Origin of the sequence: Arthrobacter sp. UM1, from assembly GCF_020483305.1 — a bacterium.
In the GTDB taxonomy this organism is placed as follows: domain Bacteria; phylum Actinomycetota; class Actinomycetes; order Actinomycetales; family Micrococcaceae; genus Falsarthrobacter.
Genome location: NZ_JACWAB010000006.1, coordinates 88,235 through 104,505 on the forward strand (window position 1 = coordinate 88,235; position 16,271 = coordinate 104,505).

Below are 16,271 nucleotides of genomic sequence, written 5' to 3' on the forward strand. Positions count from 1 at the left end.
TCACGTTCATCCCCGCTCCAGCACCTCCCGGATCCGGCGGACGCTGAGCGCCAGGTTCTCCGGATCACGTGCGAGGGCAATCCTCAAAGACGTGTCCCCTTCCTCCGGTCGGGCCCAGTGAAACTTGTGGCAAGGGAGAACATAGACACCGGAGTCGGCCAGCTCAGACCACACATCAGAGGACGACCGGCGCTCCATGAAGACCCGCTCAACACTTCCGTAGACCTCATCGCCCTCATGGGTAACTCCGTCGAGCCCTCTCAGCCCCTCGCGGACGATCTCGCGGTTTTCGGCGATGAATTTCTGCAGCTCTACGAGACCCCCAGCGGTTCCGTCTTCGGCGAACCGGCGGACGAGCGTGAGAATCATGGGCGAGACTCCGAGGAGAATATCCGAGTAAACCTTCCCGACAGGGAGATTAAGGTTCGCGGATGTAACCAGCCAGCCGACCTTGAGATCAAGCGTCGGCCACAGTTTGCCTGTGTCTTCAACGACGGCCCATCGGCAACCGCTGTTCTCGAGAATCGAGTAGTGATCGTACTGCGCACGTGGGTCGAATCCTCTGAATGAGGTGTCGAGGCACAAGACAGCGTCAGAAGCGGCACAAATTTCAGCCAGCATGCGCAATCGCTTCTCCCCGAGGACTCGACCGGTGGGGTTGTTCGGAGTCGTGATAAACACAGCACCGACGCTCTGGACAAGGTCCTCAACCCGCGATCGCTCCCCTCCATGCAGCAGCTCTTCCTCGAATGGAACAAGATTGATATGCATCCCCTTGAGAATGTCCGGGATGTTGTCGAACGTCGGGTGTACCAGTGCGAGCGAGGACACCTCCGTCGCCAGTGCTCTAGCAAGGATCTCCATGGCGACGGACGACGCATAACAAGCGAAAATCCGGTCCTTGTGTTCGGCCGGGTATCCCGTCTGGCCGAGCATGCCGAAAAAGGCACGGTGCGCCCTGTACTCCAGCTCGTCGACAGGCGTCCGCTCAGATTCGCGGAAGACAGCGGGAAGATCGTCGATGATCGCCGCCTGAGAGCGTGTCTGCTTCTGCCTGGCGTGGCCGTCGGCCACATTCGTAACGTGACAGTTGATGGCGGCATACTCGAACTCAGTCAAGTTGGCCTCTTCTACGTCAACCGTTCCCGACTTGATGTTCACAATGAGACGTGAGTTCTCAACAGTCATGGCCTCTCCATATCTTTCGTAGTTCCGTTGTGGGTCTCAGCCACTGCACCGGTCGTGGTCGGCTGGTGAGCAGTGAGCTTGGAAATCCTCCGGATGGTCGGAGAAACTGTTGATGCAACGGCGACGATAGCCAGCCCCCCGGCCGCCGCTGCGAACGGGCTGACGACACCTCGCGTCGAGACCAGCACCGCCCCAAGGAGGGGCCCAGCGGTGGTGGCGAGACCTGTCGCCACACCTGTGAGGCCGCTCAGTCGCCCCCTCAACTCGTCTGGAGTGACGAGAAGCTGGTAACCCATGACGGTCGTGAAAGCAGTCGGGACAAAGAAGGCGACAAGCCCGAGTAGTATCCCGAGGAAGATGTCGGCAGGCACCAGCGTCATCGCTGCCACAAGCGTCACCAAAAGCCAAGAGAACCCGATGATGACCACCGAAGGCCTCATCAGTCTGTGAAGTCGCTCAGCGGCTAACGACCCAAGCAGTCCACCCGCTCCATAGAAGGTCATCATGATGCCGATTCCTCCGGCAGAGGTGTTGTTCTCACCGGCCTGGCTGAGCACGACGACCACGAGCCCAGTCGTGAGCAGCTGAGAAGAGCCAATCCACAAGATCGTGGCCCTCAAGCCAGAGTGCTTCAGAACCCACGTGATCCCCGACCAAGAGGACCCTTCCCTGCTCAGGTCCGACCCATCGTCTTTCGTCATAGCCGACTCTGACCGACCATTGGACGGAAGACGGAGAAGCGCAAGGGCAAAGAGGCTGAGCCCGATCACCCCTGTGTCAACGACGAACGGGAGCGCTGTATGAACGGCAAACAGGACGCCACAGACGGCCGGTCCCAGGAGGGCGGCAAGATAGGTCCGCGAGGTATTCCGAGCCAGCGCGGCGACGAGCTGAGACTTCCCCACAACGCTTGGCAAGGCGGCGTCTTCCGCCGGCGCAAAGGCCGAGGCGAGCGCTCCCTCCAGCGCTGCCACGAGGATCAGGACAGGGAAGGAGTAGCCACCGATCACTAGCACCATCGCAAAGGACCCGAGGACAGCAAAGCGAAGTAGTTCGGTGAGGAGCATGATCACCTTGCGTGAAAGCGTATCTGCAAGAAGCCCTGCCGGGATCACCCCGAGAATCTGCGCTGCCCCGTGCACTGAGGCCACTGCACCCAGCTCCCACGGAGACCCTGTCGTGCTGAGGATGATCAGCGGGAAAGCCAGATAGGCAATCTCCGCCGCGACCTCCGAAACGAAGCGGGAGGACCACAGAATTGTGTAGTTCCGATTCCGACTAAGCGGAAGAGCCTGCTCTTCTTCAGTCATCGGCTTTCCCTCCGATGGGCGGTGCGGCCGCTGAACTGGAACAGGTCCCACTCCCCGCCCGGATTGCTCTGGAGGAAACTGCCCCAGGCAAAGGGATTGTCGACACGCTCGCTGAGAATCCGAAACCGTCCCCCGCCCTCGTGACGAGCCTGTGCAGGAGTCTCACCGGCGAATCCGAACGACAGGCCACTCTCCCTCACAGTGACATGCACCTCGTCCGTGCCGTTGCGGAACACTCCGCCGAGCTCTTCAGGGAGCGTACTCTCCGGTGCGCTCGGCCCTAAGACGGGCTGCGCATCGGGGCAGAGCACGGCGGCGGTGTCGAGCCACGCATCAAGTCCCTGGGAAGAGTTCACGGTCAGCGCTACACCTCTGCCAGTTGCGGGATGGAAGCGCACATGCGCCCAGGCCCCGTCCGCCGTGCCGTCGTGGCCAAACCATTCGAGCCCCGGGCCGAAGCGGGCCCATCCCAGCCCCCAGTCGTCCGCAATGCCGAACGGACGGCTTGATGGACTTGCCGTCCCGACATGAGAGCCAACCTCACTTGGCCCCTGAGCGAATGCCTTCTGTGCGAATTCAAGAAGTCCCGCGGCACTGACCGTCAAGGCCCCGGCTCCCTGCTCTGCCCGATCGAGGGACTGAGTAACGGCTCTGGGGGCACCGGCGGGGCCGAGGACGTGGCCAACCGCAACCGGGCCCGGAACACCTGTCCCGCCTGCCAACCATCCTGTGTGAATACCCATCGGCTCGAAAAGCATCTCGGCTGAACACTGGCCCCAGGGCAGACCATAGAGCTCCTCAACGATGCAGCCAAGAACCGAATAGCCGAGATTGGAGTACGAGAAGACCTCCCCAGGGGCGTAGACTAGACCGCCCTCACGAACACACGATCGGGCAAGGCCTGAGAGGTTTCCGTGTCGCCCTTGCTCAGCAGTAGTGTTCGAGGCGAACCCTCCTCGATGGCTGAGCACCTCTGCGAACGTCGGCCAACGGCTCTGTCCCGAATCCAGCCCCCTGAAAATGGGCATGACTTTGTCGACCCTGTCTTCCAGGCTCAACTCACCGTCTTCGGCAAGCAGAAACAGGAGAGCCGCCGTGGCAGTCTTCGAGACGGATCCTGCGGGAAACAGGGTGTCCCCCGCTACAGGCATCCCGCACCCCGATTCGAGCTCTCCGAAGACGGCATTGCGCAAATCGCCATTTTCGCCGATGACACTCAACTGCGCACCTGGGATTCGATATCGCCGACAAACCTCTTCGAGAAAAGTTTCAAGTTCGCCGACATCGGGGACGCCATTGGGTAGCGGCGCCCCAGCAAAGCTGCTCATTAGCTGTTCCCCCTGTCCTCGGCTTCTGCCGTGAGCGCAGCTGCCGCTCCTGAAATTGCCGCTGCTAACTGGTCAGATAGGTCCTGCAGTGCCCCACGGCTGACAGCGCTAGCGTCACCGCGGAGCTCCCAACACAGAGCGCCGTCCTCGACAGCGGCAATCAATTCCAATGAGTGGCTCGGACCGTGTACGGGATGCATGGGCTCACCAATTCCTTGCAGAATCCGCACGACCCTCCCGCCCTCGCTCTTACCCACGTCTCCCTTTGAAGTCCGCTGTCCGTGGAAGTTGAACAACACAGTCGAAGCCGTCGGATCCACGATGGCGACATCGGCTACCGCCGAGTTGCGTGCGAGGACGCCGAAGCCGACTCCTCCTGCCGGCACTGCGCGCAGAGCACGTCTGGCGGTCCTCAGTCTTTGAAGCCACGTGTCGTGGTCGTCGTCACAGCGGAAGGTGACCGGGTAGATCACTGTGAACCAGCCCATGGAGCGAGAGAGGTCAGCTCCAGCCATGAGATCCTCTCGGCCATGAGACTCAATGTCGATGTCAAATGTGTCTGCCCCGCTCCAAGTGTGAAGCGCCCAAGCGAAACACGAAAGAACCGCATCATTGACTCGCATGCGCAGCCGCCGAATAGATCCGGCCGTGAGCATGCGAGTCCGCTCTGCCGAAACGGCTCCGGTAACTGTGACCTCTCCCGCTGCATCTGAGGGCAGGGCAGCGCGACCGGGAAGCGGAACAGGCCTTCGAGAACCGGCCCAGTACTCTCTCTCGTGTTCGAACTCACCGGACTCAGCAGCCTCATTGAGGAACTGCGCCCACACGCCGAAAGACGCGGGAAGCACGTCACCAGTTCTTGGCGGCCCGTCTGGGCCCCCACTCAGCTCCTCCAACAGCACTGTCCACGAGACAGTATCGATAACGAGATGATGGACGGAGAGGTAGAGCAACGGACGGTTTCGGGTGAAAATCCACAAAGCGGCAAGTGGCCCGTCGCCGAATGCACTCTCCCTATCCAGCCCCCGAGCCAACTGTTCAGCCTGACAAATGAGCGGGCTCTGCAGGTCATCGGGGTCACCCTCGAACTCGGACAGATCAGCCGTCACCCACCGAACGGGAACCGGTACCTCCGGAATACGCTGACGAAGCAGCCCGGAGTCCTCGTAGACTTCGACTCCCAGGATGGGATGCTTCCGCTGAATCTCTTCGATCACGCCAAGCACTTCGGAGGGTTTTGCCCCCGCGTCAAGCTCAAGAAGGACGGACTGCCGATACTGCGCTAGATTCGGCCGGGCCGACTCGACCAGACTTCTCTGCATCGGGGTCCACGGAATCTCGCCCATGCCGTCTCCGTAGGCTTCCCCACTGTCGGTAGAAGCAGAGGCGCGGAGGGCCTCGGCGATTCCCGCAACAGTCTGGTGGACAAAGATGTCTTTTGCGGTGAGCGCGTACCCGGCTTCCCTGGCCTTGAACACGAGCTGGATGGCGAGGATCGAGTCTCCGCCCAGATCGAAGAACCCGCTGTGGGCATCGATATGGGAATGGGGCACGCCAAGGACGTTCGAGAAGAGGCCCACGACCACTTCTTCCCGCGGCCCCAGCGGTGCGGACTCCCCTTCGGCGGGCTCTATTCGGATCTCAGGCAGCAGCCGTCGATCGACTTTTCCGCTCCTGTTGAGAGGCAGTGCATCGAGCACAGTCACCACCGCAGGGACAGCTTGGGCAGGAAGCTGACGAGCAGCCTCCTTCTTCACTTGAGCGCCCGTCAACGCGGAATCCCGTTCGACGACCACGTATCCGCACAGCATCTGACCACGTGCGGGATCGGAACGGACCAATGCTGCAGAGGCGACGACGCCCGGCACGGCCCGCAACCCGGCTTCCACCTGTCCAAGCTCGATCCGGTGGCCTCGGACCTTCACCATGTCGTCAGCCCGCCCTAGGAAATGGAGCAGACCGTCACCAGACCGGCGAACAACGTCAGCCGTCGCGTAGACCATTGGCGTACCACGGCCTTCCGACTTTCTTCGAGAGGCGTCGGCGTCTGTCCATCGGTCCGGCTGGAAAGCGAGACGGCTCTCCTCCGCTCGGTTCGCGTAGGCTCGGGCCACGCCTTGCCCCCCGATAAGCATCGTGCCGGGTACCCCGTCAGGAACAATCCGGCCTCGCTCATCGACAATGTAGACGGGTGTTCCCGGTGCCGGCCGCCCGATGGACACCAGACCGCCTGCACCGTAAGCGGATTCCCCTTCAGCTCGGATATCGCACAAAGTCGCGTCAACCGTGTTTTCAGTCGCACCGTAGGCGTTCACGACTCGAGTTTCAGGCCCGATCCAGGCAAGCAGGGACCGGCAATCTGCCGATTTCCAGCCCTCCGACCCCACGGCCAGAATTCGCAGGCTGTCAAGGCGCTGCCGCCGCCAGGCGAGCTCTTGGCCGATGAGAGTCGCTAATGACGGAACAGTGACAAGCAGGTCGGCTCCGCTCCGCTCCAGAGCGTCGACCAGCCGACTCGCGTCAAGGGCGTCCTCACGCGAGCAGACGACCATCCGTCCTCCCATAAGGGTTGACCAGATCAAGTCTCCGATGAACAGATCGACCGTGAACCCGGATACACACAGCGCTGTCGGCGAAGTCCCCTCGAGACCGTAGTACTGGTCCCAAAGGCGTGCCAGGTGCGCCAGGCTTCGGTGAGAGACGACAACGCCTTTGGGCCTTCCCGTCGAGCCAGAGGTGTACATGATGTAGGCGACGTCGTCGCTCGCCGGTCCGGGGCAGGAGGACGCAACGAGTCCGGTGCCGGAGACCGCCCCGCCAAGCCTCACGACCTCCGTTGTTTCCGGGAGAGCCACTTTCGCTCGCCCCTCAGTTTCGTCATCGACGATCACGAGAAGCGCTCCAGCATCAGACACCATGAAGGCAAGCTCACTGTCTGGAATCCCATCGCCTAGAGGCAAGAACCCTGCCCCAGCGCGCATGACGCCCAACATCGAGGCGACGCTGTACTTGCTTCGCCGTATCCAAATTCCGACGATGTCCCCACGGCCCACGCCTCGGGAGGAGAGCGCCGCAGCAACAGCCTCCGACTCTGCCACGAGATCGCTGAAGGTCCACGACCCGTCATCGTCTGTAACTGCCGCCGAGGCAGGTGATTCCTCGGCCCAGCGGTGAAGACGCATGAGGAGCGTCTCGTCCAAACTCTCAGGCTCGAAGGCCTTCGGCACCCGGCTCACAGCCAGATGCTCTTCGTCCGCGCCGAGCAGGGGAAGAGTCCCCAGTTCATTTTCGGGCGCTTGAGAGACCTGATCAGCCACCAGCCGGATGTGCCGTGCCATCTTCTCCACAGTCGACTTGTCGAACAGCGCCGTGCTGTAGCCAATCCGGCAGCTAATGCCCGCTGACCCAGCATCCGTGAAATCGAACGCAAGGTCGTCTGAGACTTCCGCCCCTTCGAGGTCGACAGGGGCCACCTCAATTCCCGCGTCGAGGAGGGCTCTCGGAGTATTCTCAAGAGTCACCATCACATCAACGAGAGGGTTGCGGCTCGGGTCCCTGTCGACATCCATGAGGTCAACGAGCTCGTCGAAAGAAATCCTGTGCTCGACAACGTCCAGGAATGCTTCCCGCGCCTTTCGAACAAGAGTTCGGAAGTCGACATCCTCATTGCAGTCCAGCCTCAGAACCGCAGTGTCCACGAAGAAACCGACACGATTTTGGGCCCCCGCCCCCTCTCTATTCGCCAGAACTGTCCCCACCGTGACGTCCTGCTGCCCGCAGAACCTGGCGAGCATGAGCGTCGTCACAGCGACTAGCGAAGGAAATAGTCCGCTGTTCACGTCGGAAGCGACGCGGCGCAGACCTTCCGCCGTTTCTGCGGGGATTTGGAACCTGACCTCACGCCCAAGAGAGCTTCGCAGCTCAGGGCGAGGGCGATCGACAGGGAGGCGGAGCGGAGTCATCCCCTCGAGACGAGCCTCCCAATAGGCTCTGGCCTCTTCGTGTGCGGCCTCTGAAGCGGCCTGAGCAAGAAGGGCGCAGGGCCGCTCAGCGGACTCGGACGACTCTGGCGCCCAAGCGTGCATCTCGGTCTGCGCTGCATACGCTCTCGAGAAGTCGCGGGCGATGATCCCCATCGACCATCCGTCCGTCACGATGTGATGGACGACAAGTACGAGGTGGTCTGTGCCTCCGGCGGGAGCACGGAGGAGGAGACACCGCAACGGCGGTCCAGCTCCAAGATCGAAAGGCTCGGCCTGAGCCTCTCCCGTAGCTGTCGCAAGCGACACAGTCTGAAGACTACGTTCTTCGATTTTCGGCGCCCAGGAACCTGCTGGCAGTTGGCGCAAGACAGGACGGCCGCTCGACTCCTCAACTAACGTGCGCAGTGCCGGATGCCTATCGACGACGCTTGCCAAGGCAGCAGAGACTGCACCGAATTCGAAACCGTCCGCGCGCCTGAGAGTAAGAACGGTGTTGTACTCGGCAGACTTGGGCGAAAGTTGCTGGTGGAACCAGAGCCTCCTTTGCGCAGCCGTGAGCTCAGGCTCACTGGCTACCGAATCGGACACTGCCGTTCCACAGTCGACGGATTTTCCGGAAGCAAGATCGGCTTTCTTCGCTGCCGCGTCCAAAAGACGGGCGAACGAGGCAGCGGACGGCGAATCAAAAACCTGGCGCGGGCTGAACCGATGTCCGGTTCTGCGTTCGACCTCGGTGACGAACCGCAATGCATCGATCGAGTTTCCTCCTTGCGAGAAGAAATCGGCGTTCGCTTCCAGTTCGCCTTCTGACATGCCCAGAACATCCGTCCAGGCACGGGCAGCGATCTCCTCCCATTTGCCTGACGGGAGGCGTCCGGTAACCTCTCTCATCTCGGCGTACGATGTCTTGTCGTCATCGGCGGCCAACGCCTCAAGCGCCGAGAAGTCCAGCTTGCCATTCGGGGTAAGCGGCCAGGACTCCACCATGACTACTTCGTCCGGAACTTCGTACGCCGGGAGGATCGCTTCTGCTCGTTCCCGCAAGTTCCGTGAACTGCTCTCCTCCCCCTTCGTTTCTGGACGGACGAACGCCACAAGTTGGCGTCCGTCGCCCCCGGCATCCTTCCCGGATCTTCCCCGCACTCGGACAACAGCCGCCTGCACCCCATCAAGAGACTCGAGAGCCTTCTCGATCTCGCCCGGCTCTATTCGGAATCCTCGCAGCTTAATCTGATCATCAACACGGCCGTGGTAGGCGATCTCGCCATCGCTGTTCCACGCAGCCCTGTCGCCAGTCCGATACAAGCGCTCACCGGTCCGGAACGGTGACGCAATGAATCGTTCCGCCGTTTGATCTGGTTGCCCAACGTAGCCGAGCGCCAACTGAGGACCACCCACGTAGAGGTCGCCTACAACCCCTGCGGAAACAGGCTGGAGAACGGAGTCAAGCACATACACTTGAGTCGCAGACATCGGGCTGCCGATCGGCACAGCGTCTGGAACAGCCTCCCCCGGGAGAAACCTACGGCTCGCGGCGAAAGTCGTCGTCTCAGTCGGACCGTAGCCGTTGACCAAGGTGAGCTCAGGAACCGCTGCACGCAACTGCCGCAAGACAGTGCTCTGCGCCGCCTCTCCACCGGTCCACAGCTCCTCAAGGCCTGTGAACGCGTCAACTGCATCTGCGACAAGCGCACGCAAGAGTGAAGTCGTCATGAATGTGAGCCTGACCCCTTGGTGCTGCACTGCATGCCGCAGCGCAGTGGGGGTCATCTCTCCCTCAAGCAGGACAGCACACCCTCCTGTGAGAATTGGAACCCACAGCTCGAGATTACTTGCGTCAAAGGCCAGAGGGGAGTGAACGAGCGTCCGCTTGGCCTGTGGTGTGGCGAAAAGGGGATCTGCGACGAACGATGAAAGTGCGCGGTGTGAGACTGCTACCCCCTTGGGCCGCCCTGTTGACCCCGAAGTGTGCATGATGTAGGCAGGTGCGTCCGCCGTCCGTACTGAACGTGTCGCCAACGCCGTGCTAGGCCCAACGAGTAGGGCAAGGCTGTCATCCAGCCCCCCTGACCCCTGCAGCTCCCATTCCTCACCGGTCAGTGAAACCGCTTCGTCTGCTCTCCCAGCGCTTGGCTGGTCAGTGACGATGGCTCTGACGCCTGAATCCCGAATGATTCCCGCGATCAAATTGGGAGGAGCCGACTCGTGAAGCGGCACCCACGCGCCGCCGACGCGGAGGATGCCGAGCAGCGCAGCCACCACTGGGCAGGAACGTCCTGCCAACACAGCCACACGGTCTCCTGCACCGATTCCGTACGCTCGAAGAGCATCCGCGCACTGCCGAGACGCGGTGTCAAGATCCCGATAGGTCCAGGTCTCATCTCCATGTACCAGAGCAGGCTCGGAACGATGAGAGGCCGCGACGCGCGCAAACCTCTCGTGAACGGCCTCCGCGCTCTCCGAGTCCCCTCCCTCGCCGAGTGCGGTCAGCTCACGAAGTTTCTGCTGACCAAAAACTGTCCGCCGACGGAAGCCATCATCACTCTGCCCCCACTCACGCAGCGTCTCCGTGAGATCGCTCAACAGTTCTTCGGCGACGCAAGACGGGATCAACTCGGGGTCAAAGCCCATAGTCACCCCCAGGCGTTCTCCGCCCCCGGCCGTCAGCGACAGTGCGAAGGAGGTGTCCTCTTCACCTCTCAGATCCACAACTCTCGGACCGGCCTCGGAACCTTCGGTCACCGGGTAGTTCTCGAAGACTGCGAGAGTGTTGAACAACTGCTCCCCCGCGCGACAGCCTGCTGCCCGGTTGATCTCATGCAGTGGCACGAACTGATGAGCTTCCGCCTCCATCTGACGCATTTGGAGGGTCCGCAGCCATTCTCCCGTCTCCGTGCCCTGGGTGACATTGACCCGTACAGGCACAGTATTGATGAACAGGCCCACCATCTCCTCGCTCCCCGGTACATCAGGGGTCCGACCAGACATCGTGGTACCAAAGACGACCTCACTACGCCCCGTGTGGGCTGCGAGCACGCGCCCCCATGCGGCCAGAAATACGGTGCTCATCGTGACTCGCTCACGACGTGCCCTCTCGATGAGGCTGTCAGTGTGTTCGCGGGATAACGCAGCCTCTGCCCTCGCAGAGCTTCGTCCCTCAGCGCCAGGCAACAGAGTTCCGGGCAGCGGCGTTGCCCCATCAATGCCTGCGAGGGCCTCGGTCCAATAAGCTATGTCAGAGGCGGTGTCCCTGCACCTGACCCAATTGGAGTACTCGCCAGTCCCCTCACGGCGCCTCGCACTTCCCGGCTCGCGATACTCGTCCAATACGTCGCCTAGAACCTTGGCAAAACTCCAGCCGTCAACCAGCAAATGATGGCAACCCCAAAGAATCTGCACTTCGGAGTCACTCAGCCGGACTATCGCCAGCCGGGCCAGAGGCCCCTGGGAGAGATCACCAGGGACTGAGCACCTGTTACGTGCCGCCAAGACCGAGGCGATTGCCTCTTCAGCCCCTCGTTCACGTAGGTCAAGCTGCTCCACCGGAAGCTCTAGCTCCGAGCGGACAACCTGCACCGGCGCGGTGAAGCCCGCCCAATGAAAAGTCGCCCGAAGGGCAGGTGTCTTCTCAAAAACCGTCTTCCACGCCTGCGCCAAGCGCTCAGGCTCGTCGATTCCCTCAAGACGTGCCTCCATGACGCTCATGTAGACGTCATCTTCTTCATCGTCCCGCCGGGACCCCACGGAGTGGAACAGCATCCCTTCCTGCATGGGCGTGAGCGCAGCGACCTCTTCGGCATCCGAGACGAGTTTGAACAGCTCCTCGACTTCAGTTTTTGGCAACCCGGAGCCAGGGACACCCGACGGCTCCTTAGCCCAGTGCCCGAGGATACGCACAATTGCAGACATCAGGGGCTCCGACCCAGCTGCCTCTTCGGCATCACCCGCAACAAGTCCGATGCGCAGACGACCCTCATGGAGTGCCACAGTGACATCCAATCCCATCCCTGTGGGTCGAGTCTCGGGATCTGTATCGGCATGTCCGAGAATGAGGGATCCCTTTGACCGATGCGCATCGATCCGCCCCAGATAATTGAAAGAAATACTCGGCTCCGTAGCTTCTGCCAGCACCTTCTCTCTCGCGATGTATCGGAGCGCGCCGTACCCAAGCCCGTGGCTGGGCACTCCCCCAAGCGTTGTAGCGACCGCCTGCGCCTTCTCCTCAGGACCGCCCCCAGAGAGAGGCTCAAGCACCACTGGATAGAGCACAGTGAACCACCCCACTGTTCTCGAGAGGTCTGCTCCCACGGGCCAGCCGAGCTCAGAGTCCAACTCCGTCTCACGGCCGTGCCCCTCCATCAGAACAGGCACAGCGGAAACGGAACGGACCTCGCAATAAGCCTCAGCAAAAGCCGCGAGAAGCAACGCTTCCACCCCCGCACCAGACTGAGCGGCAATGTCGAAGAGCCTGCGAGACTCCGCAACGCCCAGATCGTGCTCAGCTGCGCAGGGCGACACTTGCTCGACCGGCCTCCGAGAATCCTCGACTTGGGAGGAGATCTGCCTCCAATACGAGGCCTCTCCGTCGAAGCCCCCTCTACGAGTCACGTCTTCCAGCGTCTCGGCCCAGGCCGCCGCACTCGTAGTTCGTGCATCGAACTCGGGTATTTCACCACGCGTGGCGGCGAAATAGGCTCTTTCGAGATCTTCCAACAGGATCTGCCACGAAACTGCGTCGACGACCCAATGATGGGCGGCGATAGCAAGCAAGCCTGGGAAACTGCCGAAACGGACCAGCTCAGCGCTGAAGAGAGGGCCTCTTTCGAGGGAAAACGGCCCCCGGCTCCTGGACACTGCGTCCCTTTCAACTGATTTCGCGTCCGAACCGCGGAGTTCGCCCGCCTCGACAACCGTCAGCAACCTTCCGCCCATTTGATTTCCGAAAGGCTGGATCTCAGGAACGGGTTCTCCGTCTCTCCCATGGCCCACCACGGTCCTCAGCGCCTCGTGACGCTCGAGAAGACAGTCCAGAGCCTGTCCCAGGGCTACAGGATCGGTATCGGAGCGTACCCGCAGGGCTAGACTCTGGTGCGCCGTCTCCGGCATTCCCCCGCCCCCTTGCAGAAGATCATGCTGAACAGGCAAAAGGGGCGGATGGCATCCAGTCGAGTCCGCGCTGCCAAAAATCGGTTCCTCTGCCGCGAAACCGCTCATCGAGGCTAGAGCCGCAATCGTCTGGAACCTGAATACGTCACGGGAAGAGATGTGAATTCCATGTCGCCGGGCGCGTGTGACCACCTGAAGACTCAGGATGGAGTCCCCCCCGTAGTCGAAGAAGTTGTCCTCGACACTGATCTCCGATTCGGGCCGGCCGAGCACGTCTGCCCATACCGCCCGCAAAGCCTTCTCTGCAGGGGTCTTCGGCTGTGCTGATCGCATGGGCGACCTTTCCGGTCTCCCGGCAAGCAAAGTCTTTCGATCGGCCTTTCCGCTGGGCAGACGCGGGACAGCGCCCTCTACCGGCCACACGTCTGCAGGGACCGCGTGAGCAGGGAGAATCAGACGCAGGCGCCTCAGGATCTCTTCAGGAGACGGGCCGTCCGGGCTGAGACGCACGAACCCAATGAGCCGGGCTCTCCCTTCATCGGAGGCGTCAAGCGCTGCCACTGCCTCGACGACACCGTCCACCTCAGAAAGAGCATGTTCGACATTCCCCAACTCCACTCGGAACCCGCGGACCTTTACCTGGTCGTCTGAACGGCCCAGAAACTCAATCGTCCCGTCCTCCCTGCGACGAGCAATGTCTCCAGTCCGGTACAGTCGTGCTCCGGCCTCCTCCGAAAATGGATCCGGTACGAAGGACCGCTCAGTCCTCTCTTTGTCTCCCACATAGCCTCGCGCCACTTGACGGCCACCGAGACAGAGCTCACCCGCCACACCTTGCGGTACCGGCTTGAGGTCGTGCCCCAGGACCTGAGCCTGAACCCCTGGAAGGGGGAAACCGAGAGGAAGATAGCCCCGCTCTCCCTTCAGCGAGTCTTCCGTGACATCCCACGCGAGAGAATCGACTGCAGCCTCGGTCACACCATAGGCGTTCACCACCTTGCAATCAGAGGGAAGCACCTTAAGCAGGAGCTCCGCCTCATCTGCCCGCCATCCTTCCGAGCCGACAGCCATCACCCGAAGACTTTCGGCATGCAGGCTCTCTTCATGGAGTTCTTCGGACAACACCCTTGCTATTCCTGGGACCGTTGCGAGGAAAGTGGGCTGCTGCTCGAGCACGAGACGTCGGAGGCGAGCCGGATCTTCGAGATCCTCTGCCTCCGCCACGACAAGCGACCCCCCGAACGAGACTCCGATCATGATGTCCCCGAAATAGAGATCCACGCTCGGCGAGGACACACTCAGCACCCGAGGCGGCTTCTCCGAGAAGCCGTAGCGCAGGTTCCAGGCCGCAAGCGTAGCGAAAGCCTGACTGTGCTCTACGACGACGCCCTTCGGTTCACCTGTACTTCCAGACGTGAAGAGAATGTAAGCAGGCGAGCTCGGGTCGACAGCTTCCGGGCTCTCCCAGCGAACGGACGAGGAACGTACATCATCCACTGTGACCCTAAGTCGCGCTCCTGAAACGCGATCGACGTGACGGCGTCGGCCTTCAGGCTCATCCGGAAGAAGGGGCACTGCAACACCCCCAGCGGCCCAGACACCCAGGACTGCTGCCACGGTCTCGGGGGTGCGCACCGCGTCGACGACGACGCTCTCCCCTACCGCAAGTCCACGGTCTCGAAGAAAACCCGCCACCGCCCGGGCCCGCTCTGCGAGATGGGCGCGGGACCACGTCTGATTCGCGCCAGACAAAACCTCGGCGTCAGGCTCCTGCTCTGCCAGGCGGAAAAAAGCTTCATGCAGTCCCTCGACGCATGCTGAGACCTTCACACCGTCAGTCCCGGCCGAAACCGCGGCGGCAGCCTCATCTTCGCTGAGCAAAGAAATCGATCTGATCGCAACCGAAGGATCGGCCGACGCGGCCTCAATCACCCGTTCTAGCTGCTGGGCCATGCGCTCTGCGTCAGAGGCGTCATACAAGTCTGCACTGTACTCCACGGAGATCGACAGCCCCCGGGACGTCTGAGCGATGTCGAACACGAGATCAAGATCCGTGGCCGTCGACGGAAGCGCAACGCGCTGTACAGCAAACCCCGCAAAATCTTCCCCGCCAGCGCCCAAGTCCGCATTCACCATCACCTGGGCTAGGGGCGGAACTGCAGGATCCCGAACCGGGTTAACACCCTCTACAACGTTCTGGAACGGTGCGTCTTCGTGGCGGAATGCTTCAAGGACATCCTGTGTGACGACTTCGAGCGCATCAATGAAAGACTCCACTTGAGGCAAGGGCGAACGCAGGGCTACTGTGTTTGCAAAGAAGCCGACTGATCGCTCCAGTTCAGGCTGTCTTCGTCCAGATGCGACCGTGGCAACTGCAAAATCTTCCTGTCCACTCAGTTTGGAGAACAGGACGAACCCAGCTGTCAGGACGCCCATGAACAGCGTCGCTCGACGCTCTCGGCACATGCTGGCAAATACCTCAGCTGTCGCGGGGGAAATTTCACGTCGAATGGACCCCGCGCGAGTTGTGCGCTCTGCAGGACGAGACCTCCGCACGGGCAAGTCCAGTACCGGGACACCCTGCAAGTGATCCGTCCACCATGCGATGTCTGACTCCCTCTCCCCAGCCACGCCTTTCGATGCCTGCCACACCGCGTGGTCGACTGCATCGACGGACGGAGCACTCGGTTCCTTCCCCAGGTACAGGGCGGAGAGGTCCTCTTGAAGGACCTTTGCGGACCACCCGTCAGAGATGATGTGGTGCATTCCCAAGACGACAAGAGAATCCTCGTCCCCAAGACAGTGCACAGATGGGCGAAAAAGCGGCCCAGTCTCGAGATCGTATATGTGTTCGAGCTCTTCTCTCCCAATGCGGTAGACCGCTTCTTCCGGTCGCTCCCCCTCTGCCTCCGGATAATGCCACTCGACGTGGATGTCCTCGACCTTTCCGGGCAGCTGAACACACGAATATTCTGAGTGCTCTAAGTCCGGCTCTTCTCTTGAGAAAGTAGTAGTCAGGACCGGATGGAGGCGGACCAGATCTCGAACGGCACGCTCGAATCGCTCAGGGTCGAGTATTCCTCGGATTCTCAGCAGCAGCGGCGCGTTGTACTGCCGGTCTTCCGGATTGCTCTGGTGCGCAAACCATAGGCGCTCCTGAGTTGGAGCCGCAGGAATCGGCGATGGCCTCTCGCTCTCGGGAACGGGTACCAGTCGGGTTGCCGTACCCGCCGATTCCTCGTCCTCGCCTAGTCTAAGGTCTACCGCCCCACCTGCCGACCGCTCAAGAAACTTCTCTCGCAAATGAGCCGGGAGAGCTGCAATACGTTGTTCGAGTGAATTCTCCACGATCCCAG

General features: G+C 61.4%; 4 protein-coding genes. All 4 read right to left on the reverse strand.

What is annotated here, in order from left to right; translation table 11 throughout:
- Window positions 1-6 precede the first annotated feature (6 nt).
- From H9I38_RS08495 to H9I38_RS08510, 4 genes are read right to left on the reverse strand one after another with little or no spacing between them, the layout of a single operon-like run.
- On the reverse strand, window positions 7-1,188 hold the full coding sequence (locus H9I38_RS08495) for an aminotransferase class I/II-fold pyridoxal phosphate-dependent enzyme (RefSeq protein ID WP_226338366.1): 1,182 nt from the start codon (window positions 1,186-1,188) through the stop codon (window positions 7-9).
- Window positions 1,185-2,498 carry an MFS transporter gene (locus H9I38_RS08500; protein ID WP_226338367.1) on the reverse strand — a complete coding sequence of 438 codons (1,314 nt, stop codon included), beginning with the start codon at window positions 2,496-2,498 and terminating at the stop codon, window positions 1,185-1,187. Before H9I38_RS08500 ends, H9I38_RS08495 begins: the two co-directional genes overlap by 4 nt.
- On the reverse strand, window positions 2,495-3,826 hold the full coding sequence (locus H9I38_RS08505) for a serine hydrolase domain-containing protein (RefSeq protein WP_226338368.1): 1,332 nt from the start codon (window positions 3,824-3,826) through the stop codon (window positions 2,495-2,497). The genes H9I38_RS08500 and H9I38_RS08505 overlap by 4 nt, the downstream gene beginning before the upstream one ends.
- Window positions 3,826-16,263 (reverse strand): non-ribosomal peptide synthetase, encoded by a 12,438-nt coding sequence (locus tag H9I38_RS08510; protein WP_226338369.1) that lies wholly within the window; start codon window positions 16,261-16,263, stop codon window positions 3,826-3,828. The genes H9I38_RS08505 and H9I38_RS08510 overlap by 1 nt, the downstream gene beginning before the upstream one ends.
- Between the last annotated feature and the right edge of the window lie 8 nt (window positions 16,264-16,271).